Genomic DNA, 25,493 nt, shown 5'->3' with positions numbered 1-25,493 from the left:
ATGAATTGGGAAGAAATGATATTACCAATTGCCAGTAGTTTTGGCATTACAATCGCATTTATGCCACTTTTTATTGGCTATTTTCAAATGAAGAAATATGGACAAGAAATCCGCGATGAAGGTCCAAAATGGCATCAAGTCAAATCAGGTACTCCTACTATGGGCGGGGTCGTATTTTTAGTCGCGATCATCTTTACCAGTATCTGGGTAGGGATTTGGCAAAAAGCCGCAACTTCTACTTTGTTTATCTTATTGTTTATTTTAGCGTTGTACGGCGTTATTGGTTTCTTAGATGACTTTATAAAAATTTTTAAAAAACGCAATATGGGATTAAATTCTCTTCAAAAATTAATTGGCCAAATTATTGGCGCAATCGTATTTTACTTAGTCTATCTCTCTGATGGACAACCAAATACAGTGAATGCATTTGGCTTAGAGATTCCGTTATCTTATGCGTTTGGATTATTTGTAGTCATTTGGTTAGTCGGCTTTTCAAATGCCGTCAATCTTACTGATGGAATCGATGGATTGGTTGCAGGATTAGGAACAATTTCATTTGCCACTTATGGAATCATTGCCTATGCGCAAGCACAATATGCGATTTTAATTGTTTGTTTAAGCGTAGTAGGCGGATTAATCGGATTTTTCTTTTATAATCATAAACCTGCTAAAATTTTTATGGGGGATGTAGGCTCATTAGCTTTAGGTGGGTTACTGGCAACAATCTCGATCTTATTGCATCAAGAATGGACGCTATTATTGGTTGGATTAGTATATGTATGCGAAACAGCTAGTGTTATGTTGCAAGTTGCCTCTTTCAAATTAACAGGGAAACGAATTTTTAAAATGTCACCGATCCACCATCATTTTGAAATGAGTGGCTGGTCAGAGTGGAAAATCAATATCGTATTTTGGTTAGTTGGATTGATTTGTTCACTATTGACATTGTGGATCGTATTATAGGAGTGAGATAAGATGAAAAATATCACGACATATCAAAATAAAAAAGTCCTTGTATTCGGACTTGCAAAAAGCGGATTTAGTGCGGCCAAATTATTACATAATTTGGGCGCACTTGTTACCGTTAACGATGGAAAACCGTTTGAAGAAAATCCGCAAGCTCAAGATTTGTTAACAGAGGGAATTAAAGTGATCACAGGAAGTCATCCATTAGAGTTACTGGATGAAGAATTTTCACTGATCGTAAAAAATCCTGGTATTCCGTATACACATCCTTTTATAGAACGTGCCTTACAGCGTCAGATCCCTGTGATTACTGAAGTAGAACTAGCTTATGAGATCTCAGATGCACCGATTATTGGGATTACAGGGACAAATGGGAAAACGACCACGACGACGATGATTGGCGAATGTTTGAACGCAGGAATGGAAAAAGGAGTGGCGCGATTATCTGGAAATATTGGTTTTCCTGCAAGTGAAGTCGCACAAGAAGTAAGTGCTCAAGATCGTTTGGTGATGGAATTGTCCAGTTTTCAGTTGATGGGAATCACAGCGTTTCATCCTCATATTGCGGTTGTGACGAATTTATATGAAGCACATTTAGATTATCATGGTACGCGTGAAGACTATGTAAAAGCGAAGTGGGAAATGCAAAAGAACATGACTCCAGAAGATTACTTGGTGTTAAACTTCAATCAAGAAGAGTTAAGACGACTTGCTAAAAAAACGCGTGCTACGGTCGTGCCATTTAGTACTCAAGAAGTAGTCGCAGGTGCCTATGTCCAAGAGGGAATAATGTATTATCAACATGAAGAGATCATGCCTGTTTCACAGCTTGGAGTGCCAGGAGCACATAATATCGAGAATGCTTTAGCAGCGATTGTAGTAGCTAAATTGCAAAACATCGAAACACAAGCGATCGTAAATGCCCTTCGTCATTTCTCAGGTGTAAAACACCGTACACAATATTTAGGAGAAATTGAAGGGGTTCGCGTATATAACGATTCAAAAGCGACAAATATTTTAGCGACACAAATGGCTCTAGGTGGATTTGAAAACTCGACTTTAGTATTACTTGCAGGTGGCCTAGATCGTGGTAATGAATTTGATGCGTTAATCCCTTCGCTAGAGGGAATAAAAGCTATCGTTGTTTTTGGAGAAACGAAAGACAAGCTGATACGAGCAGCGAAAAAAGCAGGGATTTCAACGATCATTGAAACTGAAAACGTAGAAACAGCTGTTCCTGTAGCGTTTGAGTTAGCGACAGAAGGGGACACGATTTTACTGTCACCTGCAAATGCCAGTTGGGATCAATACCCGAATTTTGAAATTCGTGGAGATCGATTTATTGCCGCAGTCCAAGCAGTAAAAAATAAGTAAAGGATAGGTCTACTATGAAAATTTTAGTTACAGGCGGAGGAACTGGTGGACATATCTATCCAGCATTGGCCTTTGTGAAGTACGTCCAATCGATCGATCCTAATGCATCATTTATGTATGTGGGCGCTACGAGAGGATTAGAAAATAAAATCGTTCCACAAATGAATATTCCATTTAAGACATTAGAAATTCAAGGTTTTAAACGAAGTCTTTCATTTGATAATGTCAAAACGATTCAGTTGTTTTTAAAAAGTATTCGTCAGGCAAAGAAAATTCTTAATGAATTTCAGCCAGATGTAGTCATCGGGACGGGTGGATATGTTTCGGGTGCAGTGGTATATGCTGCAGCTAAATTAAACATTCCAACGATCGTTCATGAACAAAATAGTGTACCTGGAATGACCAATAAGTTTCTAGCGCGTTATGTCGATCGTATAGCGGTAGCATTTGAGGATGCGAAACACTATTTTCCAAAACAAAAAACGAGTTTAGTTGGAAATCCACGGGCACAAGAAGTAGCGAATGTTCAAGAATCTGCTATTTTAAAACAATATCGTTTAGATCCAACTAAAAAAACAGTATTGATTTTCGGTGGGAGTCAAGGAGCGATGAAAATCAATCAAGCGGTATTAGAGGCGTTGCCAGAGTTTTCTAAAAAAGAGTATCAAGTTTTATATGCTTCTGGTGAACGGTATTATGAGGAAATCGAAGAAAAAATCGGAATGGCAAAAGATGGATTCAAAAATATTAGTATCCAGCCGTATATCGATCAAATGGCTGAAGTGATGGCAAATAGTGATTTGTTAATTGGCCGCGCGGGTGCGACATCGATTGCGGAATTTACTGCTTTAGGATTACCAGCAATTTTAATCCCAAGTCCGTATGTTACCAATGATCATCAAACAAAAAATGCACAAAGCCTAGTGAATGCTGGAGCGGTTACGATGATTTCAGATGCCACCTTGACTGCTACTAATTTAGTTGCTGCAGTGGATGAGATCATGTTAGATGAAGCTAAACGTCAAAAAATGAAGCAAGCTTCTAAAGCACAAGGAATTCCCGATGCTTCTAGTCGCCTCTATGATCTTGTTCAACAACTAGTGAAATAAGGAGAGGCAAGATGACAAAAGATAAAGAACGAAACACTAAACCAACTGAACCATCACAAGTTGAGCTTGACGAACAGTCAAAAAAAATGAAATCAAATAAAGATATCCAGCCAAAAGAAACAAAAGAACATCCTTCATTTACCGATACCTTACCGCAGTTTAAAAAGTATCAACGTAAAAAATTGTGGCGTCGACTTAGCACGATTATTGGGATCTTGCTGATTCCATTGTTGATTACCATTTATTATGTGTCACCTGCTAGTCGCTTAGCCGCAATACAGGTCAGTGGAAATCAGACGATTGATGCGAACAAGTTGATTGCAGATTCTAAATTTGTATATGATGAAGATTTTTTGACACAGTATATGCATAGATCCACGGCTATATCTGCGATCAAAAAAGAAAATGTGCGTATCAAATCCGTAAGCATTGTACCCAAATCGTTCAATGAATTAAAAATCAACGTGACCGAATATGGTCAAATCGCTCAACTATCAAAAGGCAACCTGTACTATCCGATTTTAGAAAATGGGAAGATGCTAGATCAGGGGACAAAAAAACCAACAAATGGTTTTGTGATTTTAGAAGACTTTAAACACGATCAAGCAATCATTGATACAATCAAAGCATATGAAAAATTACCAGCTGATATCCAATCGGCGATATCACAAATCAATGCGACGCCAACAAAAGCAAACGATTCATTACTGCGTTTGATGATGAAAGATGGCAATACTGTGATTGTCAATATTGAAAATTTAGCCAAACAATTGGTGTATTATCCTAAAGTGGCCAAGGATCTACCTGATAAAGGAATTATCGATATGGAAGTCGGCATCTTTTATACACCATATAGTGAAACTTCTGAAGGTGAAGAAACAACAGAAACTACCACGACATCAGCTTCAAAAGAACAAGAAACACCTAATTCCAGTGAAACTGTCACCAATCCGTAATAATTCGGGGGCTTTATATTAAATTTAGTGATTAATTTATTCTTACATCTTTATCATTCTTACCAAGGTATGGTAAAATTGGTAGAAATGAAAAGAGAGTGCTAATTTTAGAGAAGACGTTTCATTCAAATCGATTAGGAAACAATTAGGAGGGAATTCCATCCATGGCAAAATCAGGGATCTATGTGGGCTTAGATATTGGAACATCATCTGTCAAAGTTGTTGTTGCAGAATATGTCGACAACCAAATGAATATCATTGGCGTAGGAAACGCTAAATCAGAAGGAATCAATCGAGGAATCGTCGTAGATATTGAAAAAACAGTGAACGCGATTCAACGAGCAGTAAAACAAGCAGAAGAAAAAGCAGGAATTCAAATCCGTAGCGTGAGCGTAGGGTTACCGGCAAACTTATTAGAAGTTGAAAATTGCCAAGGGATGATTGCGGTCAACAGTGAATCAAAAGAAATCACGGAAGAAGATGTAAAAAATGTTGCATCGGCTGCAATGGTTCGTTCAGTTCCACCTGAACGTCAAATCGTTGCGATTATCCCGCAAGAATTTACTGTAGATGGTTTTGAAGGGATCAAAGATCCCCGCGGTATGATTGGGGTTCGTTTAGAAATGTTTGGGTTAATCTACACTGGACCAAAAACCATTGTTCACAATGTGAAAAAATGTGTAGAAAAAGCTGGTTTGATTATCGATGAAGTTATCATTACACCACTAGCTTTAACAGAAACGATCTTGTCAGATGGCGAAAAAGACTTCGGTACGATCGTAATGGATCTAGGTGGCGGTCAAACGACTGTTGCAGTGATGCATGACAAACAATTGAAATTTACCGACGTCAATCAAGAAGGTGGCGAATTTGTCACAAAAGATATTTCCACAGTCTTGAACACTTCATTTAACAATGCCGAGGCATTAAAAATCAATTATGGAGATGCGTATCCAGAACGTACGTCTGCTGCAGAAGATTTCCCAGTTGATGTAATTGGGAAAGATGAACCAATTAAAGTAGATGAACGTTATTTATCAGAAATTATTGAAGCGCGTATGGAACAAATCTTTAACAAAGCAAAAGATGTGTTAGACGATATTGAGGCGTTTGAATTACCAGGTGGGGTTGTATTAACTGGTGGTGCAGCAAGTCTTCCAGGTGTTGTAGATCTTGCACAAGAGATCTTTGATACAACGGTTAAATTATACGTACCAAACCACATGGGTCTTCGTAATCCAGTCTTTACAAATGTAATCAGTTTAGTTGATTATGCAGCAAACCTTGGCGATGTCTATCGTGCAGCCAATGCCGCTGTAACTGGCGAAAAATTAACAAAAACAGTGAAATCTGTTGTCAAAGAAGCGCCAGTGAAAGAAACACCAAAACAAGAAGAACCAAAAGATGCTCCAGTGTATCAAGATGTAGACGACGAGTCAAAACAAGATAACGAAAGCATTACCGATAAAGTAAAAGGATTCTTTTCAAATATTTTTGATTAGTAAACGTAGGAGGAATAAACACTTATGGAATTTTCAATTGATAACAATATCAACGAAGGCGCTGTAATCAAAGTCATCGGAGTCGGTGGCGGTGGTGGAAACGCAGTAAACCGTATGATCGAAGAAAACGTTAAAGGTGTTGAATTCATCACCGTAAATACTGACGTTCAAGCATTAAAAAATTCAAAAGCTGAAACAGTCATTCAATTAGGACCTAAATACACTCGTGGATTGGGTGCTGGTTCTCAACCAGAAGTAGGCGAAAAAGCTGCTGAAGAAAGTGAACAATTGATCCGTGAATCATTAGAAGGCGCGGATATGGTCTTCATTACTGCCGGAATGGGCGGCGGAACAGGTACTGGTGCGGCTCCAATCGTAGCAAGTATCGCGAAAGAATTAGGCGCATTAACTGTAGGTGTTGTGACACGTCCATTTACTTTTGAAGGACCAAAACGCGGCCGCTTTGCAGCTGAAGGAATCGCGAAATTAAAAGAAAATGTAGATACATTATTAATTATTTCAAATAACCGTTTATTAGAAGTAGTAGACAAAAAGACACCAATGCTAGAAGCTTTCCGTGAAGCAGATAACGTTTTACGCCAAGGGGTACAAGGAATCTCTGATTTGATTACAGCTCCAGGTTACGTAAACTTAGACTTTGCTGATGTGAAAACAGTAATGGAAAACCAAGGTACTGCATTGATGGGTATCGGTGTAGCGACAGGTGAAGAACGTGTCGTTGAAGCAACGAAAAAAGCGATCTCATCTCCATTGTTAGAAACATCAATCGATGGTGCCGAGCAAGTATTGTTAAATATCACGGGTGGTATGGACATGACGTTATTTGAAGCACAAGATGCTTCTGATATCGTAGCAAGTGCTGCAAGCGGAGATGTAAATATTATCTTAGGTACATCAATCAATGAAGAATTGGGCGACGAAATTCGTGTAACAGTTATTGCTACAGGAATCGACCCAACAAAAAAGGACGTTAGATCTGCTCGTACACAAAGAGCGAGTCAGATCCAAACAACACCAACTAAACCTGTTTTAGAAATGGATCAAGCACAACCAACTCCTGCTGAAGAAGAAAATAGCACATTTGGAAATTGGGATATCCGTAAAGAACAAACAGTACGTCAAAAAACTGAAGAACCTCAATTTGACTCAATTGAGAAAAAAGACTTTGACACATTCCATCGTGAAGAACAAGCCGGAAATGATGACGAATTAAATACGCCACCATTTTTCCGTCGCAAACGATAAGAGGAGGCCGAGCACATGATTTCTGAGAACTTGCGACAAGTGGAGCAAGTAATCCAGAATTCTTGTGCTCTTGCTTCACGCAAGCGTGACAGCGTACAATTGATTGCTGTTACAAAGGCAAGTGATGCAAGAGCAACGCAAGACATCATTGATGCAGGAATCACCCATTGCGCAGAAAACCGGGTCGATGCTTTTTTAGCAAAAAAAGCAGCTGTTCATGCGAACGAAAAAAATTTGACTTGGCATTTTATCGGCAATCTCCAACGACGTAAAGTGAAGCAAGTCATCAATGAATTGGATTATTTCCATGCACTAGATAGCCTTCGATTAGCTGCAGAAATTCAAAAACGAGCGGAACATGTGATTCAGTGTTTTGTGGAAGTCAATGTTTCCGGTGAAGACAGTAAACAAGGGATTTCCTTAACGGAAGTGCCTGAGTTTATTCAACAATTAGCTGAGTATGATCGTATTTGTGTTGTAGGATTGATGATGATGGCACCATTTGATTCAACCGTGGCACAACAACATGCACTATTTCATCAATTAAAACAAATGCAAGAGCAGATCGCTAGCCAATCTCTTTCTTACGCTCCTTGTACAGAATTAAGTATGGGGATGAGTAATGACTATCCAGTAGCCATTGAAGAGGGCGCGACGTTTATTCGAGTTGGAACTGCTCTATTTAAAGAGTAAGAAAGGAGGACTGAGCATGTCATTAAAAGATAGTATTTCGAATTTTTTTGGGTTAAATGATAGTATGCCCGATGAAGAACTTGATTATGTGCAGCCAAAAGCTACGCCGTCAAAACCTTCCTTGGTCAAGCAACCAAAACCAGAAGCTGCAACTGAAACTGTCACAAAACAAGCAAGCCCGACAAAAAAAGAGCCTGTTGAGAAAACATCTAAAAAGCGTGTGAAAATTCCTAAACCTTCTTCAATTGATATCAATCAAACAAACGTTGCATATGATGAAGAACCAATGACTACTCATGCGCCACAAAAAGAAACGAAAAAAGTCGTGAAGATGCATGATCAACCTTCTCAAAATCGAATGAACAAAGTTCAAGCTGTAGATCATAGCCGAATCGTGATTATGGAACCTCGTGCTTATTCTGAAGCGATGACGATTGCGAAAACGATTTTAGCGGGAAAACCGGTATTGGTTAATTTTCACTTAATTGAAGAGTACCAAGCACGTCGAATCGTTGATTTTCTGACTGGCACCGTGTATGCTGAAGATGGTGACATTAAACGTGTTGCCGATGAAATCTTTTTATGCACACCAAAAGGAATTGAAATCGATGGTACCGCACAGTCTTTAGCAAGCAGCCATCTATTTGAGCAATAGGCAAAGGAGGGTACGCTTATCTTAATCTATCAACTATTGTCGTTATTTAACGATATCGTATATGTATATACGATTTTACTAGTAATCTATGCCTTGTTATCTTGGTTTCCAGGAGGATACCAGTCTGGATTTGGAAAACTATTAAGTCGCATTTGTGAACCATATTTAAGTCTATTTGATCATTTGAATTTACGCTTGGGGCCAATCGACTTTACGATTGCAGCGGCAATCATTATTTTAAATCTAGCAAGTCAAGCATTAACAACTATTCTAGCAAATCTAATTTTTTAACCAAAAGGGGGTGAATTATCGATGAACGCAAATGTGTACCAACATTTTCGCGCCGATGAACACCCTTTTATTGATAGCGTGAGTGACTGGATCGAACAAGTTCAGATACAATATGCACCATATCTCACTGATTTTTTAGATCCTAGACAAGCCTATATCGTGGAAACATTGATTCGACAAACTTCGGATCTAGAATTTCGGTTTTACGGCGGTTATGAACAAGCAGAACGTGTACGGTGTTTGATCTATCCTGATTACTATACACCAACGACCGAAGAATTTGATATCGTATTATTTGAAATCAATTATCCTAAAAAATTTACAACATTGACGCATGGTAAAATTTTAGGTACTTTAGTCAATGCTGGAGTAAAGCGTGAATTTTTCGGTGATATTTTATCGGATGGAGAAACATGGCAAGTGTTTGTAGCCCAAGAAGTCAGCCGTTATATCGAGATGCAAGTCACAAAAATCGGACGTGTCAATGCGCGTTTAGAAGAAAAAAACTATACAGAGATGATTTTACCAAAAGATAGTTGGTCTGATGAACTTGTGATTGTTAGCTCCATGCGTTTAGATACGATCATTGCTTCTGTTTTTTCGATTTCAAGACAACGAGCAAAACAATTGATCGATTCTGAGAAGGTAAAATTAAACTGGCGTGTGATTACGAAACCAGATTTTCCATTAGATTTACTTGATATTTTATCGATACGTGGATATGGTCGAATTCAGATCCAGCGAATCGAAGGAACCACGAAAAAAGAAAAGATACGTCTAGCATTAGGTGTATTGCGTAAATAATATGAAGAGGTGTAAGACATGGCATTAACTCCATTAGACATTCAAAATAAAAACTTTCCCGTAAAAATGCGCGGATATGAAAAAAATGAAGTAGACGACTTTTTAGATCTTGTTGTTCGTGACTACGAAGCAGCTGTTCAAAAAAATCGTGAACTTGAAAAAGCTTTAAAACATGCAGAAGAAAAATTAGAATATTTCAATGAACTAAAAGATGCATTGAACCAATCAATCATCGTAGCTCAAGATACAGCAGATAAAGTGAAAACTAGTGCAAGCAAAGAATCAGAAGTATTGGTCGCTGCAGCAGAAAATCGTGCAGATGAATTGATTACAACTGCTGAAAAACGTGCATACGAACTTACAACGACTGCAGAAGAAAAAGCAAAAGAAATCTTAGAAGCTGCTACTGAAAATGCACGTCAATTAGCAAACGAAACAAATGAGTTGAAGAAAAAGACCCGTGTCTTCCACAGCAATCTTTCATTGATGCTAGAAGCACAATTAGAGCAAGTGAAAAGTCCAGAATGGGAAGAAATTTTAAAACCATTTTCTACGTATGTACAAGATAGCGATTCATTGATCAAAGAAGTTTTATCAAAAGAGCTTGACAATGAAAATGAATTTGAAGTAAACTCAGTTGAAACAGAAGAACTTGTGGATGAAATCGTAGTGGTAGATTCAAGCGAAAAAATCATCGACGTTCCTCAAGATAACTAATTTAGAACAGAAAAACGGTATATATTTTTAAAGCGAACTGGAAATGGTGCGAGCCCAGTAAACCCTGTATAACGTTAGATCCTCTAAAAGTTTCGTATCTGAAATCAGTAAGATATGACGAGTGATTTCGTTACCAATCAAGAGTGCAGATAGACAACTATCTGAAATCTGGGTGGTACCGCGTGTAAATTCGTCCCTTCTATGTGAATAGAAGGGGCTTTTTTTTAGGTTTATAATCAAAATTAAAGGAGCAATTTCAATGAAGATGAAAGAAACCTTGCATCTTGGAAAAACCGCTTTTCCAATGCGTGGAAATTTGCCAACTCGTGAAGTAGAATGGCAAAAAGACTGGAACGAAAAGGACATGTACAACATGATCCAAGCAAAAAATGAAGGTAAACCAACTTTTATTTTGCATGATGGTCCTCCGTATGCGAACGGAAATATCCATTTAGGCCATGCATTAAATAAAATCAGTAAAGACATCATCGTGCGCTCAAAAGCAATGTCAGGTTTCCGTGCACCGTATGTACCAGGTTGGGATACACATGGATTACCAATCGAGCAAGTCTTGGCAAATAAAGGAATCAAACGTAAAGAAATGTCGATGACAGAATACCGTCAAAAATGTTATGAATATGCGATGAGTCAAGTAGACAAACAACGTGAAGATTTTAAACGTTTGGGAATCGCTGGAGATTGGGAAAATCCTTATATCACCTTAACTCCTGATTATGAAGCTGAAGAGATCCGAGTATTTGGAAAAATGGCTGAAAACGGCTATATCTACAAAGGTTTAAAACCAATTTATTGGTCACCATCAAGTGAATCTTCATTAGCAGAAGCAGAAATCGAGTATAAAGATGTCGAGTCTCCTTCAATCTATGTTGCGTTTAACATTGTAGATGGAAAAGAGTTATTGGATCAAGAGACAGCACTTGTCATTTGGACAACAACTCCTTGGACGATTCCATCGAACTTAGGTATCTCGGTAAATCCTGAGTATAAATACGTACAGATCGTAGCCGATGGTCGTAAATTTGTTGTAGCGAAAGATTTATTAGAAACTGTAACAAATGAAATCGGTTGGCAAGAAGTGGAAGTCATCAATGAATTTGCAGGTCAAGAATTGGAATACATGACAGCACAACATCCATTGTATGATCGTACTTCACTTGTGATGCTAGGAGACCATGTCACACTTGATGCAGGTACAGGATTAGTTCATACAGCACCAGGCCATGGTGAAGATGACTATATCGTAGGGAAAAAATATGGTTTAGACGTATTGTCTCCATTAGATAGTCGCGGAGTCTACACAGCTGAAGCACCTGGATTTGAAGGTATTTTCTATGAAAAAGCCAATCCAATGGTAATCGAACAATTAAAAGAAAATAATTCTTTATTAAAAGTGGATTACTTTACACATAGCTACCCACATGACTGGCGTACGAAAAAACCAGTGATCTACCGTGCAACTGCGCAGTGGTTTGCTTCAATCGATAAATTCCGTCAAGATATCTTAGATGAAATCGAAAAAGTCGACTGGATCATCCCTTGGGGTAAAACGCGTCTATATAACATGATTCGTGATCGTGGCGATTGGGTAATCTCACGTCAACGTGCCTGGGGTGTACCATTACCAATTTTTTATGCTGAAAATGGAGATCCAATCATCACACCAGAAACGGTTGAACATATTGCGAATCTATTTGCTGAACATGGATCAAATGTATGGTTTGAACGTGAAGCACGTGAGTTGTTACCAGAAGGATTCACACATCCAAGTTCACCAAATAATGAGTTCACAAAAGAAACAGATATCATGGATGTTTGGTTTGATTCTGGTTCTTCACATGAAGCCGTTTTACGTCAACGCAAAGACTTAAGTTTCCCTGCAGATATGTATTTAGAAGGCTCTGATCAATATCGTGGTTGGTTTAACTCAAGTATTACGACAAGTGTGGCGATCAATAAAGTCGCACCTTATAAAGCTGTCTTATCTCAAGGATTTACTTTAGATCCTCAAGGTCGTAAACAAAGTAAATCACTAGGCAATACAATCGAACCAAATAAAGTCATCAATCAAATGGGTGCGGATATTTTACGTTTATGGGTAGCAAGTGTAGACTCTGAATCAGATGTTCGTGTCGACATGAATACCTTGACACAAGTGTCAGAAGTCTATCGTAAAATCCGTAATACAATGCGTTTCTTACTAGCTAATACGGAAGACTTTACACCAGAAATGGCTGTACCTTATGAAGAGTTGCGTTCAGTTGATAAATATTTAATGGTTCGTTTGAATCAAGTGATTAAAGAAATCCGTGAACAAGGCTATGAAAAATACAACTTTGTTCATATCTATCGTACATTGATGAACTTCTTAACGGTTGATCTATCTGCATTTTATTTAGACTTTGCTAAAGATGTGGTCTATATTGAAAAAGCAGATGCACACGCGCGTCGTTGTATGCAAACCGTCTTTTATGAAGTGGCAGTAGCCTTAACAAAAATCATGACACCGATCTTACCGCATACAGCTGAAGAAATTTGGTCTCATTTGAAAGAAGAAGAAGAGTATGTGCAATTGGCTGAATTACCAGAAGCAGTAGAGTTTACGAACCAAGCAGAACTACTAGATATCTGGTCTGCCTTCATGGACTTTAGAGACAATGTCTTAAAAGCTTTAGAAGTAGCACGTAATGAGAAATTGATTGGAAAATCAATGGAAGCAAAAGTGACTATCTATCCTTCTGAAGTAATCCATACATTGCTTCATGCAGTCGATACGGATATTGCCCAGTTGTTGATCATTTCACCAGACTTCTTTGAAGTAAAACCAGCTTCATTAGCAGCTCCAGAAGCAGCACAAGTTTTTGATGATGTGGCCATTTTAGTTGAAAAAGCCGACGGAGAAGTATGTGAACGTTGCCGTCAAGTGAAAACACATGTAGGATCAAACCCACAATTGCCACATTTATGTGACCATTGTACAGAAATCGTGGAAGCAGAATTTCCTGAAGCAGTAGCAGAAGGCTTCGAACAAAAATAATTACTAGATAACGTTCGTCTTTAAAAGAAGATTCCTTAACGGGAATCTTCTTTTTTTTTATTAGGAAAAGTAGATAAAGAATTCGGTTACACGATATAAAATAAAAAATAATCGATAAATGAGAACGATTCTCATATATAAACAGAAAAATGGCATGGAAAAATAGCGAAAAATGTGTAAACTGTAGATTACGACGTATAAATATAAAAATAGAATGAGAAAATGTAATATTTAACAATTTATTTCTCATAATATGAATTATCTGAATCTTCAAATAAAAAAAGTAGGTGTAGACTATGAACACTTTTTTAAACCATGACGAGATGAAATACAGCTTATATGATCCAACTTTCGAAAAAGATGCATGTGGTATGGGCTTTATTGCCCAACGAGAAGGAAAACCTTCGCATCAATTAGTAGATTATGCATTGACGATGTTAGAAAGAATGAATCATCGTGGAGGAACGGGAGCAGAACCAGATACTGGAGATGGTGCTGGAATTTTAATGGCGTTACCCGATACTTTTTTTCAAAAAGAAGCAAAAAAAGCGGCGATCACCTTACCTCATTTAGGTGATTATGCCGTCGCGATGTTGTTTCTTCCTAAAGAGAAAACGAAAAAAATGGCGATGCAACAAGCGATCATTCAAGAAATTGCAGCAGAAGGTTTTAGTGTACGTTGGCAGCGAGATGTTCCATATGCTTTTTCGAACTGTGGACCCGGTGCGCAACAAGTGATGCCGAGTTTTGTACAAATTTTTATTGAAAAACCATTAGATACGCCTGTTGGTCGAGCATTTGAAGATCAACTCTTTCAGTTAAGACGCACATTAGAAAAAAGTTTTGCAGCGAACGAAGTGTCAATCTGTAGTTTATCAAGTAAAACGATCGTCTATAAAGGGATGTTACATGCCTATCAAGTTCGTTTATTCTATAAAGATCTGCAAGATCCTGAGCTACAAACACACGTGGCATTGATCCATTCTCGTTTTTCGACGAATACGTTCCCAAGTTGGGACCGTGCACAACCGTTTCGTTTTTTAGCGCATAATGGAGAAATCAATACATTGCGAGGCGCCGAAAATTGGATGCATAGTCATCAAATCGAAGTCTATGATGACGAGAGTTCAGATTCAGCTAAATTAGAAAATTGTATGGAATATTTGTATCGTAACGGACGAGATATTCCACAAGCCTTAATGATGATGGTACCTGAAGCTTGGGGAGAACAAACAGGATTATCAGATGAATTAAAAGCTTTTCATGAATATAATGCAAGTTTCATGGCACCTTGGGATGGACCAGCTGCTTTGTGTTTTACAGATGGTGAAGTCGTAGGCGCTTGTCTAGATCGTAATGGATTACGCCCTTCACGTTATTTGATCACTGAAGATGGTCTAGTCGTGGTGGCGTCTGAATCTGGTGTAGTAGATATAGATCCTGCTACGATCATCAAAAAAGGTGTTTTAGGACCTGCAAATATTTTTTTAGTGGATACGACAACTGGAAAAATTACGTACAATGATGAAATCAAAACTACATATGCAACAAAATATCCATATAAAAAATGGTTGACGAAACAATTACTCACGTTAGAAGAGCTACCGGATGTAAACGAGACAGCTACATATGACTCTGAAGAATTGCTTCGACTATGGAAACTAAATGGATACACAGATGAGATTATTCGAACCTTGATCATCCCAATGGCTCAAAATGGCGAAGAGCCTGTGATCTCAATGGGCTTTGATTCTCCATTAGCGATTTTAAGCGATCAGCCACAATCGTTGTTTACGTATTTTAAACAGCAATTCGCGCAAGTAACGAATCCACCGATCGATGCGATCCGTGAACAGCTTGTCATTGGAACCTCTCTATTTTTAGGTCGAGCAGCGGATATCCGTCAAGATATTCCAGAAAATAGTCGCAAACTAAAAGTCGACAGTCCAGTGTTAACCACAAATAATTTTTTAAAACTGCGTGCCTTTAAACAAAATAAGCAAAAAACGATGACACAATCCATTCTGTACACCAAACAAGCAACACGACATACCTTAAAAACTGCCTTGGAGACTCTGTTTAAAGAGGCAGAAGCAAAAGTCGATGCAGGGGCTACGATTTTAGTACTGACCGATCGTGATCGTCAAAAAGGACAACTAGCGATTCCGATCTTGCTTGCAGTAGCAGGGTTGCATAATCATTTGGTTCGTCAAGGAAAAGCGTCACAAGTTTCCTTAGTGGTAGATACTGCAGAAGTATGTGAGGTCCATCATTACGCGATGTTGATTGGATACGGTGCAAGTGCGATTCATCCTTACGGCGCTTATGAAACCCTTGCTTTTTATCATTTAGAAGACAAAATCGAATCGTATCGTAAAGCCTGTGAAAAAGGCATTATTAAAATTATGTCACGTATGGGGATTTCGACCATTGCAGGCTATCAAGGAGCACAATTGTTTGAAGCGGTAGGGATCTCTAGTGCTGTAATCGAAGAATATTTTACAGGAACCGTGACACGGATCGAAGGATTATCATTAGAACAAATCGAACAAGAATATATCAAACGTTATGATGCAGCATATGGTGAAAAAGCACGTGATTATTTACCATCTGGCGGGAGCTTCCAATATAAATCAGATGGAGAGCATCATTTGTTTAATCCTAAAACGATTTATAATTTTCAAAAAGCCGTGCGTACGGGTGATTATAGTTTGTATAAGGAATATGCCAATCAGTTGAATCAAGAAGCCTTGACGACACCGACGACCTTACGTACGATTTGGGAATTCAAGCAAACACGTCCTTCGATTGCCTTAGAAGAAGTAGAACCGGCTGAACGTATCGTGAAGCGATTTAAAGTAGGGGCGATGTCGTATGGATCATTGAGCGAAGAAGCACATACTTGTATCGCACAAGCCATGAATCAAATCGGTGCAAAATCAAATAGTGGAGAAGGCGGCGAGCATCGCGATCGTTTTTATCCGAAAAAAGATGGAACCAATCTGAATTCTAAAATCAAACAAGTAGCCTCAGGACGATTTGGCGTAAATGCAGAGTATTTAATGAGTGCAGAAGAGTTACAAATCAAAATCGCTCAAGGAGCAAAACCTGGTGAAGGAGGACAATTACCAGGAAATAAAGTTTTCCCTTGGGTTGCCGAGATCCGTGGGTCAACACCTGGAGTTCGCTTGATCTCACCACCACCACATCATGACATTTATTCGATCGAAGATTTGGCACAATTGATCTATGATTTAAAAACGATCAATCCGTATGCGAAAATCAACGTGAAATTGGTGTCGAGTACCGGTGTAGGGACGATTGCTACCGGTGTGGTCAAAGCAGGTGCTGATGTCGTTGTGATTTCAGGATATGATGGAGGAACTGGCGCTTCACCAAGAAATTCAGTTCGTGATGCTGGTTTGCCATGGGAAATGGGCTTAGCTGAAGCGCATCAAACATTGAGTATGAATCGCTTGCGCCAACGTATGACACTTGAGACGGATGGTAAATTGATGACCGGTCGCGATATCGCGATCGCTACGTTACTTGGTGCAGAAGAATACAGTTTTGCCTCTTTGATCTTGGTTGCAGTAGGTTGTGTAATGATGCGTGTGTGTAGTTTAAACACTTGTCCAGTAGGAGTAGCGACACAAAATCCAGCCTTGCGCAAATTCTTTGCAGGAAAACCAGAACATGTCATCAATGCGATGTTCTTTTTAGCTGAAGACTTGCGTGAGATTATGGCACAATTAGGATTTAGAACGATCGATGAAATGGTCGGACAGGCTGAAGTATTGCAACCGCGTTATCTGGCTAAAGGAAAAGCAAAATCATTGGACTTTTCAAAAATGCTTGGTCGCAATATTGGAATCGAGCGCAAAGTAGAAGATCCGTTTGCTGAAAAACGTCAATGGAAAGAATTAGATGCCTATAGTCAAGCAGCCCTAACGAATGCGACTGCTGCATCGACTACACAAACGATCAACAATGTCGAACGTTCAGTGGGTGCGAAAATGGCTGGTTGGATCGCAGAACGTTTTGGCAATTATACCTTACAATCTGGACTATTGAATTATACGTACACGGGGATCGCTGGACAAAGTTTTGGCGCTTTTGCAACACAAGGAATGCAGCTGACGCTGATTGGTGAAGCAAATGACTATGTCGCAAAAGGTCTAAGCGGAGGGCGTTTGATCATCATGCCACCAAAAGACGCGGCCTATGATGTCGATCACTCTCCAATTGTAGGAAACGTAGCCTGTTTTGGTGCCAATAAAGGAGAAGCTTACTTTAGAGGAACGGCTGGCGAGCGTTTTTGTGTCCGAAATAGCGGGGCGAATGTTGTCGTAGAAGGTGTTGGAGATCACGGTTGTGAATACATGACAGGTGGTACGGTTGTCATTTTAGGGAAAACAGGACGCAATTTTGCAGCGGGAATGTCTGGTGGAGTAGCGTATGTGTATGATAAAACTCAGACTTTTCATGAAAAATGCAATTTAGAAATGGTAGACTTATTCGGTCTAGATGAAAGTGGCGATGATCAAGTCGTTAAAGAAATGATTGAAAAACAATTGCTCTATACAAAATCGACGAAAGCAGCATATATCTTAAGCCACTGGGAAGAAGAAAAACGCTATTTTGTCAAAGTATATCCAACTGAATATCATGAAATGATTGATCGAACAAAAGCCTTTGAACAAGAAGGTCTTACAAAAGTAGATGCGGTTGAACAAGCATTTGAATCGATGATTGGGGCACAACTATCGATTCCATCAAGAAAGGACTGAACATAATGGCAGATCCATTTGGTTTTTTAAAATACGAAAAAAAAGAAAATCCTGCACGTGCAGTGGCTGAACGGATAAAAGACTGGGAGGAAATCCAAGTTCCATTATCGACTAAAGAACGTCAAGAGCAAGCTGCACGATGTATGGGATGTGGAATTCCATTTTGCCATACAGGTACATTTTTTGGTGGGAAAAAGACGGTATCGGGTTGTCCAAATGACAACTTGATACCAGAATGGAATGATCTTGTACATCAAGGGCGTTTTAAAGATGCGTTTGAACGATTGGCACGAACAAATCCGTTACCTGAAATGACAGGAAGAGTCTGTCCAGCGCCATGTGAACAAAGTTGTACTGAAGCGTTAAATGGTGAAGGGGTGACCATTCACGAAAACGAACGATTTATTATCGATACTGCGTTTGAAGAAGACTGGGTAAAAGAATCTGGTTTACCTGGAGAATCGACCGGCTTTAAGATTGCGATTATTGGCAGTGGACCAGCTGGATTATCTGCTGCTTGGCGTTTAAATCAATTGGGACATGCCGTAACGATTTATGAACGAAGTGATCGTTTTGGTGGATTATTGATGTATGGTATCCCAAATATGAAATTAGATAAAGAAATCGTTCAACGACGAATTGATTTGATGATGGATCTAGGGATTACATTTGTTGCCAATACAGAAATTGGACGAGATATAGCTGCAGAAGAATTACAAGCAAACTATGATCGTGTCGTGATTGCAACCGGAGCAAGTGTCCCGCGTGATTTAAAAGTATCTGGCCGTGAGTTAAATGGGATTCGTTATGCTGTGGATTACTTAACGGAAACAACCAAAGATATTTTAAAACATGGCAAACAAGCAACGAGTCGTAAATTAGAAGGCAAACATGTTGTCGTAATTGGTGGAGGAGATACAGCAGTCGATTGTGTGGCCTCTGCCTTGCGTCAAGGAGCAGCTTCGATCAAGCAATTGAATATCAATCCAGAACTCCCTCATGAGCGTACAGCAGACAATCCGTGGCCAGAATATCCACAAGTGGATAAATTAGGCTATGGACAAATCGAAGCTCACGAAGTCTATGGCGGCTCGATCAAATTAAATAGTATCAACACTACAGCATTCATTGGAGCAGAAAGAGGACAATTGATTGGCGTTGAAGTGGTTCGAATGAAAGATCGCTATGAAGAAATCCCAGAAAGCAAAACGATTTTAAAGGCCGATTTAGTGTTATTGGCTATGGGTTTTTCTGGACCAGAGCGCAGTTTATTTGAAGAATTTGGCGTAGAAGAAATCTATGATGACAATACGACGAATAATGAACGGATACTCGTGGCAGGAGATGCTAAGCGTGGTCCAAGTTTAGTGATTTGGGGAATCAAAGAAGGACGAATGACAGCAGAAAAAATTGATCAAAGTTTACGCGCTCTTGTTTACCAATAAAAAAACAACCTGATTATGATCAGGTTGTTTTTTTATGTTTATAATAAGTTGCGTTCACGATACCATTCATCCGGTGTCCAAATCCATTCAAAGCCATCTTTAGCTAATAGATCATAAGCAGCTTTTGGTCCCATTGTTCCAGCTGCGTAGTTTGGAAAATCAGGTGTTTCATTGTCCCAAGCATGACGGATAACATCCACGATGCGCCATGATTGTGCAACCTCATCCCAATGGGTAAAGTTTGTTCCATCACCTTCAAAGGCATCTAAAAGCAATTTTTCATAAGCTTCAGGTGTGTTGCCGATGATTTCTGCGCTATTTCGGTAATCGAGTTTGACTGGAATCATATCAAAACTATTTCCGACTTCTTTCCCATTTAGAGATAAAGAGAAGCCTTCTGTTGGTTGGATATAAATCGTTAAGACATTTGGAGCTAAAGTTTCTTGTTCAGACGGTTCAGTGATCGATGTTTTGAATACATTAACCGGTGTTGGTTTGAATACGATATTGATTCGTGTTCCTTTTTCAGTCAAACGTTTTCCGGTACGAACGTAAAATGGAACACCTGACCAACGGAAGTTGTCTAATTGGAATTTTCCAGCGACAAACGTTTCTGTTGCTGAATTTGGATCGACATTGTCTTCTTTACGGTAACCAGTAAAAGTCTTATCTTCTAAATGACCATCGTCGTATTGACCACGAACAAAGTTTTCTTTCACTTCTTCTGGTGTATAGATCCGTACAGAATCTAGGGCTTTGATTTTTTCTTGACGAATGCCACGTTCGCTAAATTCAATCGGTGGTTCCATAGCAAGTAACGCCAACACTTGTAAGATATGATTTTGGACCATATCTTTTAATGCACCACTTTTATCGTAATAGCCACCGCGTTCTTCAACACCTAAGTTTTCTGAGATATTGATTTGGATATTGTCGATATAACGGTTATTCCACATAGATTCAAAAATATTGTTGGCAAAACGAATTGCGGAGATGTTTTGAATCATTTCTTTTCCTAAGTAATGGTCGATACGGTAAATTTCTTGTTCTGAAAAGACGTCGTTGATCTCTTCGTTTAATTTTTTTGCAGATTCATAATCAGTTCCAAATGGTTTTTCAATGATGACACGATGGTAACCGTCTGTATCCAACATACCTTGAGATTCTAAATGTTGTACGATCGTGCCAAAAAAGTTTGGTGACATCGCTAAATAAAAGAGACGATTGCCTTGTAGATCATATTGTTTATCTAAACGATCAGCTAGATCTTTTAAGTGATCATAATGCTCGGTATCTGTTACATCATGAGATTGATAATAAAAGTGCTCTGAGAATGTTTTTGCTTGTTCTGTTGATTCGGCTATATCTTTGATGGTTTCTTGGACCACTTCACGATATTTTTCATCGCTCCAAGGACGTCTTGCAGTCCCAATGACAGCAAAAGATTCTTGTAGTTCTCCTTTTAAGTAAAGACGGAAAAGTGATGGATATAGTTTACGTTGAGCTAAATCACCAGTTCCACCAAAAATCGTAATTAAGACATTTTTTTCTTTCATTATTGGTCACACCCTTCTAATTGGTCTACAAAAATTGTAGAGGCTGCTTTGAAACTGACAGCAAGTTTTTTTGTTTCATTTTCGATCGTAATCGGTCCTTCGTAATCTGCGATATCACTGATCGTATAGATTTCGTGGATTTGAAGATCGAGAGAGACTAGATAGTCGAGTAGTTCTTTTTCATCTAGAACACGCGCGATTCTCACTTTTGTCCCAATAGGATAGGAAGTCAGTGTATGACGTTTTTGCTCACGTATCGGCTCATCTGCTTTTGGGATCATACCTCCGTGAGGACAATACATCGGATGAGAAAGATAGTCTTCTAAACGTTCCGCAAGTTTTTTTGATGTTACATGTTCTAAAACTTCGGCGTCATCGTGAACTTCATTCCAAGAATATTGAAGGTGTTCTACCAAAAAGACCTCCCAGAGTCGGTGGCGTCTAATCAATGAGCTAGCATTGACAAGTCCAGCTTGTGTTAATTGGACACCTTGATAGGGAGTATGATCGACTAATCCTTCTTTTACTAACTTTGTGATCATTTCACTCACAGAAGCCGCAGAGATATTTAATCCGGAGACGATTTGCTTATTGGAGATTTTCTCTTGGTCGCCACCTAATTCTAATATCAGCTTTAAATAATCTTCACGATTTGGTGTCATATCATTCATCCCTTCTGTATGTTCTAAATTTTAACAAAAAATTGAAAATATTACTATGTAAAGGGCATGAAAAAAGCAAAAACATCACAGATGTTTTTGCTTTTTTGGATTATGCCCATTCACCATTACGGAAAATCGGAACACGAGAGCCATCTTCACGAATGCCGTCAATCGACATCTCACCAGAACCGACCATAAAATCAACGTGTGTTTGACTACGATTTAATCCAGCTTGTGCTAATTCTTCTTCGCTCATTTCAGTTCCGCCATTTAGACTAAACGCATATGCAGACCCTAAAGCCAAATGATTAGATGCATTTTCATCAAATAAGGTGTTAAAGAAAATGATTCCAGAACTTGAGATTGGAGAGTGATGGGGAACAAGTGCGACTTCACCTAAACTTCTTGCGCCTTCATCGATATCAAGCAAACTAGCCAACACCTCTTGGCCTTGTTCTGCAGAAAAATCAGTTACCTTTCCGTTTTCAAATGTAAATTTCATACCAGAAATAATCGTACCAGCGTAGCTTAGTGGTTTTGTACTGGAGATATAGCCGTTGATGCGACGAGAATCTGGTGCAGTAAAGACTTCTTCAGTTGGCATGTTGGCCATAAATTCTTCACCGCGACTATTAAAGCTTCCAGCTCCTTCCCAATTATGGTTTTTAGGAAGTCCAATTGTAAGATCTGTTCCTGGTGCAGTATAGTGTAGTGCATCGAATTGCTCTTCGTTTAAATATTCTGCTTTTGTGCGTAAAGTTTCATCGTGTGTTTGCCATGCTTTGATTGGATCTTCTTCATAAATTCGTGTCGTTTTAAAAATTTGATCCCACAAGGCATCTGTAGCTTCTTCTTCGTCAAGTTTTGGGAAAACTTGTTTTGCCCAAGCAGGGCTAGCAGCTGCGACGACAGTCCAACTGATTTTGTTGGCTTGGCTTGCTTTTCGAAGATTGATCATGGCTTTCCCAACTGCGGCTTGGTAAGAAGCAATCCGTGAAGAATCGATTCCAGCTAGAGCGCTAGGATCAGCAGATACTACACTAATGCGACTTGCGCCTTTTTCAACCCAATCATCTGCTTGGTCGACTTTATATTGAGGGACTTCTGTCAAGCGTTCTGTTTGTGCATGAGCTAAAAACTCACGTTGGATGGTATCATCACTCCATTGAACGACCACTTCAGCAGCACCTAAAGCATAAGCAGATGCAGTGATCAAACGAGCTAGAGGAGCTTGTTCTACGCTAATATTCAGAACAATTGTTTGGCCTTTTTGCACGTTGACCCCAACTTTTGTAATCAACTCTGCATATTTGTTTAAATTTTTATTAAAATTTTCTAAAGACATGAAAACCTCGCTCCTTTTTTATATTATAATTTGTTGTATAACTCCCTATATAATAACATTGCCTAAAAATGCTGACAATTATAATCCATCGGAGATAGGTTCTCAAAAATATCTTTTCGATTATTATTTTTGATAATCGAGACTGAAACTTTGCTTTATGTTCTAAGAGTGTTAGAATGAATATAGTAAGGGCGGAAACGAAGTATTGTAATTGTAAGGAGATGTAGAAATGGCTAGAAAAAAGACGATTACGCGCGAACAAATCTTGAAAGCTGCTCATGAAGTAGTTGCAAGCGAAGGATTCTCGAAATTTACAGCTAGAAACATTGCTACAAAGATGAAATGCTCAACACAGCCTATTTATTTGGAGTTTAAAAACATGGACGATCTGAAGCAAACATTGATTCAGGATATTTTTGATTATTTATCGACTGAAGTGTTTACTCGTGAAGTAACTGGGAACAAATTAGTAGATTTTGGCTTAAATTATATCGACTTTGCAACCTCAGAGAAGCGTTTGTATCGAGCATTGTATTTAGAAGATTCAGGAAATGGCGAATTAATGCAAGAAACTTCTTTTGAATGGTTTAAAAAAGTTTCGTCGACAGATCCAGAATACGCAGAATTACCTAGTGAACAGTTTCAATCTGTTTATATGGGATTTTGGATCATGACGACAGGTTTAGCTTCTTTAATGTCAGCAGGAATTATCAACCCAACTCGCGACCGTACAATCGAGATTTTGGAAGATACTTTAAATACAATTGTGCATGATAATGTAAAAATTGTAGTTGATATTAACCACAGCAAAGAGATTTTGTAGGACCGTTTCAGTGTTTTTAGAAGTGTAAGGGACGAAAATGCGAAAAAACAGTATGAAAAAAAGGGTATTCTAAGACAATGAAAAATCTGTCTAGAATATCCTTTTTGGCATTATTGAGCGGCTTCAATCAGTTTTTTTGCGAATGCTTCAAGCGCTTGGATGTCTTCTTCTTCCGCTGCAAGATCGACTTTTACACTATCCGCACCTTTTGAAGCACCAATTTTCTCAAATACTGCTTCAAAGTCATCTACCGCTTTACAAAAGAAATCGTAAAATGTATCGCCAGAACCACAGACCCCAAAGATTTTACCTGTTAAATCGAGTTCTTCTAAGTCGTCATAAAAGTCCATGATTTCATCTGGAAGATCACCATCTCCATAGGTATATGAAGCAACGATACAAATATCAGCATCACTAAATTCAGATGCATCAACTTGTGTACACTCATTGATCTCGACATCGATTCCAGCATCTTCCATTGTTTCCGCTACGATATCGGCGATTTCTTCTGTGTTTCCAGTTAAACTTGCATAAACAATTTTTGCTACAGTCATTGTTATTCCCACCATCTTCGTTATTTCTGTATCTGCTCTTAGTATAGCAAAAGAAAGAATGATTGAAAATAGACAACAAAACCATGAGAGAATTTGGAAAAATGAATTCTCCTATGGTAAAATGAGTAGTATTTAAATAAAGGGGACGAAAAAATTATGATTACTTTAAAATCACAACGTGAAATTGACCAAATGGCAGAATCTGGTGCCATTTTAGCAGATGTACATAAACAATTGCGCACATTTATCAAACCAGGGATTACAAGCTGGGATATCGAAGTATTTGTTCGTGATTTAATTGAAAGCCGTGGAGCTGTGGCAGCTCAAATTGGCTATGAAGGATATGAATATGCGACTTGTTGCAGTATCAATGATGAAATCTGTCATGGTTTTCCACGCAAAAAAGTATTAAAAGAAGGCGATTTGATTAAGGTCGATATGTGTGTCGACTATAAAGGTGCTATCTCTGATTCATGTTGGGCGTATTCAGTAGGAACGCCAACACCTGAAGTTGAGAAATTAATGGAAGTAACAAAAAAAGCTCTTTATCTTGGGATCGAACAAGCGGTAGTTGGAAATCGTATTGGTGATATTGGACATGCGATTCAAACGTATGTTGAAGGTGAGGGTTATGGATTGGTCCGTGACTTTATTGGACATGGAATTGGACCTACGATCCACGAAGAACCCATGGTCCCGCATTATGGTCAAGCTGGAAAAGGCTTGCGTTTGCGTGAAGGAATGGTCATTACGATCGAACCCATGGTCAATATTGGCGATTGGCGGATGAAAATGGATCCAAATGGTTGGACAGCTTACAGCAAAGACAATTCATTAAGCTGCCAATATGAGCATAGCTTAGCGATTACGAAAGATGGTCCACGTCTATTGACTTCACAAGGAGAAGAAGGCACGTACTAATGCCTGAGA

At 38.8% G+C, this 25,493-nt stretch carries 20 protein-coding genes and 1 other annotated feature; of the genes, 16 read left to right on the top strand and 4 right to left on the bottom strand.

Annotation, left to right across the window (positions count from 1 at the left end):
• The 14 genes from mraY (at position 1) to I573_RS00340 (ending at position 19,623) form a co-directional block, all read left to right on the top strand.
• Complete coding sequence (mraY, locus tag I573_RS00405) at positions 1–963, top strand: phospho-N-acetylmuramoyl-pentapeptide-transferase (RefSeq protein WP_016184575.1); 963 nt, start codon at positions 1–3, stop codon at positions 961–963.
• A 12-nt stretch (positions 964–975) separates the two neighbouring features.
• On the top strand, positions 976–2,340 hold the full coding sequence (gene murD / locus I573_RS00400; RefSeq protein ID WP_016184574.1) for a UDP-N-acetylmuramoyl-L-alanine--D-glutamate ligase: 1,365 nt from the start codon (positions 976–978) through the stop codon (positions 2,338–2,340).
• A gap of 14 nt (positions 2,341–2,354) precedes the next feature.
• A complete protein-coding gene (gene murG / locus I573_RS00395) occupies positions 2,355–3,449 on the top strand; it encodes an undecaprenyldiphospho-muramoylpentapeptide beta-N-acetylglucosaminyltransferase (RefSeq protein ID WP_016184573.1) in 1,095 nt (364 codons plus the stop codon).
• Positions 3,450–3,460: 11 nt separating this feature from the next.
• Positions 3,461–4,405, top strand: a complete 945-nt coding sequence (locus I573_RS00390; RefSeq protein ID WP_016184572.1) for a cell division protein FtsQ/DivIB — start codon at positions 3,461–3,463, stop codon at positions 4,403–4,405.
• 164 nt (positions 4,406–4,569) lie between these two features.
• Positions 4,570–5,907, top strand: a complete 1,338-nt coding sequence (gene ftsA, locus I573_RS00385; RefSeq protein WP_016184571.1) for a cell division protein FtsA — start codon at positions 4,570–4,572, stop codon at positions 5,905–5,907.
• A 24-nt stretch (positions 5,908–5,931) separates the two neighbouring features.
• Positions 5,932–7,173: a cell division protein FtsZ gene (ftsZ, locus tag I573_RS00380; RefSeq protein WP_016184570.1), complete on the top strand. Its 1,242-nt coding sequence runs from the start codon at positions 5,932–5,934 to the stop codon at positions 7,171–7,173.
• A 15-nt stretch (positions 7,174–7,188) separates the two neighbouring features.
• Positions 7,189–7,866, top strand: coding sequence for a YggS family pyridoxal phosphate-dependent enzyme (locus tag I573_RS00375; protein ID WP_016184569.1), 678 nt, complete (start codon positions 7,189–7,191; stop codon positions 7,864–7,866).
• A gap of 16 nt (positions 7,867–7,882) precedes the next feature.
• A complete protein-coding gene (locus tag I573_RS00370; protein WP_016184568.1) occupies positions 7,883–8,521 on the top strand; it encodes a cell division protein SepF in 639 nt (212 codons plus the stop codon).
• A 36-nt stretch (positions 8,522–8,557) separates the two neighbouring features.
• Positions 8,558–8,812 carry a YggT family protein gene (locus tag I573_RS00365; protein ID WP_016184567.1) on the top strand — a complete coding sequence of 85 codons (255 nt, stop codon included), beginning with the start codon at positions 8,558–8,560 and terminating at the stop codon, positions 8,810–8,812.
• A gap of 21 nt (positions 8,813–8,833) precedes the next feature.
• Positions 8,834–9,616: a YlmH family RNA-binding protein gene (locus I573_RS00360; RefSeq protein WP_016184566.1), complete on the top strand. Its 783-nt coding sequence runs from the start codon at positions 8,834–8,836 to the stop codon at positions 9,614–9,616.
• Positions 9,617–9,634: 18 nt separating this feature from the next.
• Positions 9,635–10,333: a DivIVA domain-containing protein gene (locus I573_RS00355; RefSeq protein WP_016184565.1), complete on the top strand. Its 699-nt coding sequence runs from the start codon at positions 9,635–9,637 to the stop codon at positions 10,331–10,333.
• Positions 10,327–10,534: a binding site (T-box leader), on the top strand. (Overlaps the previous gene by 7 nt.)
• Before the next feature lie 58 nt (positions 10,535–10,592).
• On the top strand, positions 10,593–13,388 hold the full coding sequence (gene ileS, locus I573_RS00350; RefSeq protein ID WP_016184564.1) for an isoleucine--tRNA ligase: 2,796 nt from the start codon (positions 10,593–10,595) through the stop codon (positions 13,386–13,388).
• A 296-nt stretch (positions 13,389–13,684) separates the two neighbouring features.
• Positions 13,685–18,178, top strand: coding sequence for a glutamate synthase large subunit (gene gltB, locus I573_RS00345; RefSeq protein ID WP_016184563.1), 4,494 nt, complete (start codon positions 13,685–13,687; stop codon positions 18,176–18,178).
• Between the two features lie 5 nt (positions 18,179–18,183).
• Positions 18,184–19,623, top strand: a complete 1,440-nt coding sequence (locus I573_RS00340) for a glutamate synthase subunit beta (RefSeq protein WP_016184562.1) — start codon at positions 18,184–18,186, stop codon at positions 19,621–19,623.
• A gap of 38 nt (positions 19,624–19,661) precedes the next feature.
• Here the strand turns inward: I573_RS00340 and zwf are convergent, their stop codons facing one another.
• The 3 genes from zwf to I573_RS00325 all read right to left on the bottom strand — a co-directional run bounded on the left by zwf (position 19,662) and on the right by I573_RS00325 (position 23,186).
• Entirely contained in the window at positions 19,662–21,182 is a 1,521-nt protein-coding gene (gene zwf, locus I573_RS00335; RefSeq protein ID WP_211213384.1) for a glucose-6-phosphate dehydrogenase, read from the bottom strand.
• Positions 21,179–21,841, bottom strand: a complete 663-nt coding sequence (gene efaR / locus I573_RS00330) for a transcriptional regulator EfaR (RefSeq protein WP_016184560.1) — start codon at positions 21,839–21,841, stop codon at positions 21,179–21,181. Before efaR ends, zwf begins: the two co-directional genes overlap by 4 nt.
• Positions 21,842–21,950: 109 nt before the next feature.
• The gene (locus tag I573_RS00325) at positions 21,951–23,186 is read right to left on the bottom strand and encodes an aminopeptidase (RefSeq protein WP_016184559.1); all 1,236 of its coding nucleotides are present in this window, start codon (positions 23,184–23,186) and stop codon (positions 21,951–21,953) included.
• Positions 23,187–23,415: 229 nt separating this feature from the next.
• Between I573_RS00325 and I573_RS00320 the strand changes: the two genes are divergently transcribed.
• Entirely contained in the window at positions 23,416–24,009 is a 594-nt protein-coding gene (locus I573_RS00320; protein WP_016184558.1) for a TetR/AcrR family transcriptional regulator, read from the top strand.
• Between the two features lie 110 nt (positions 24,010–24,119).
• Here the strand turns inward: I573_RS00320 and I573_RS00315 are convergent, their stop codons facing one another.
• Complete coding sequence (locus I573_RS00315; protein WP_016184557.1) at positions 24,120–24,563, bottom strand: flavodoxin; 444 nt, start codon at positions 24,561–24,563, stop codon at positions 24,120–24,122.
• A gap of 156 nt (positions 24,564–24,719) precedes the next feature.
• Between I573_RS00315 and map the strand changes: the two genes are divergently transcribed.
• Positions 24,720–25,484: a type I methionyl aminopeptidase gene (map, locus tag I573_RS00310; protein WP_016184556.1), complete on the top strand. Its 765-nt coding sequence runs from the start codon at positions 24,720–24,722 to the stop codon at positions 25,482–25,484.
• Positions 25,485–25,493: the final 9 nt, after the last annotated feature.

The sequence above is a fragment of the Enterococcus sulfureus ATCC 49903 genome (assembly GCF_000407605.1).
Lineage (GTDB): Bacteria > Bacillota > Bacilli > Lactobacillales > Enterococcaceae > Enterococcus_G > Enterococcus_G sulfureus.
Note: the sequence above shows the minus strand (reverse complement) of the source record. Positions and strands in the feature narration are given on the sequence as shown.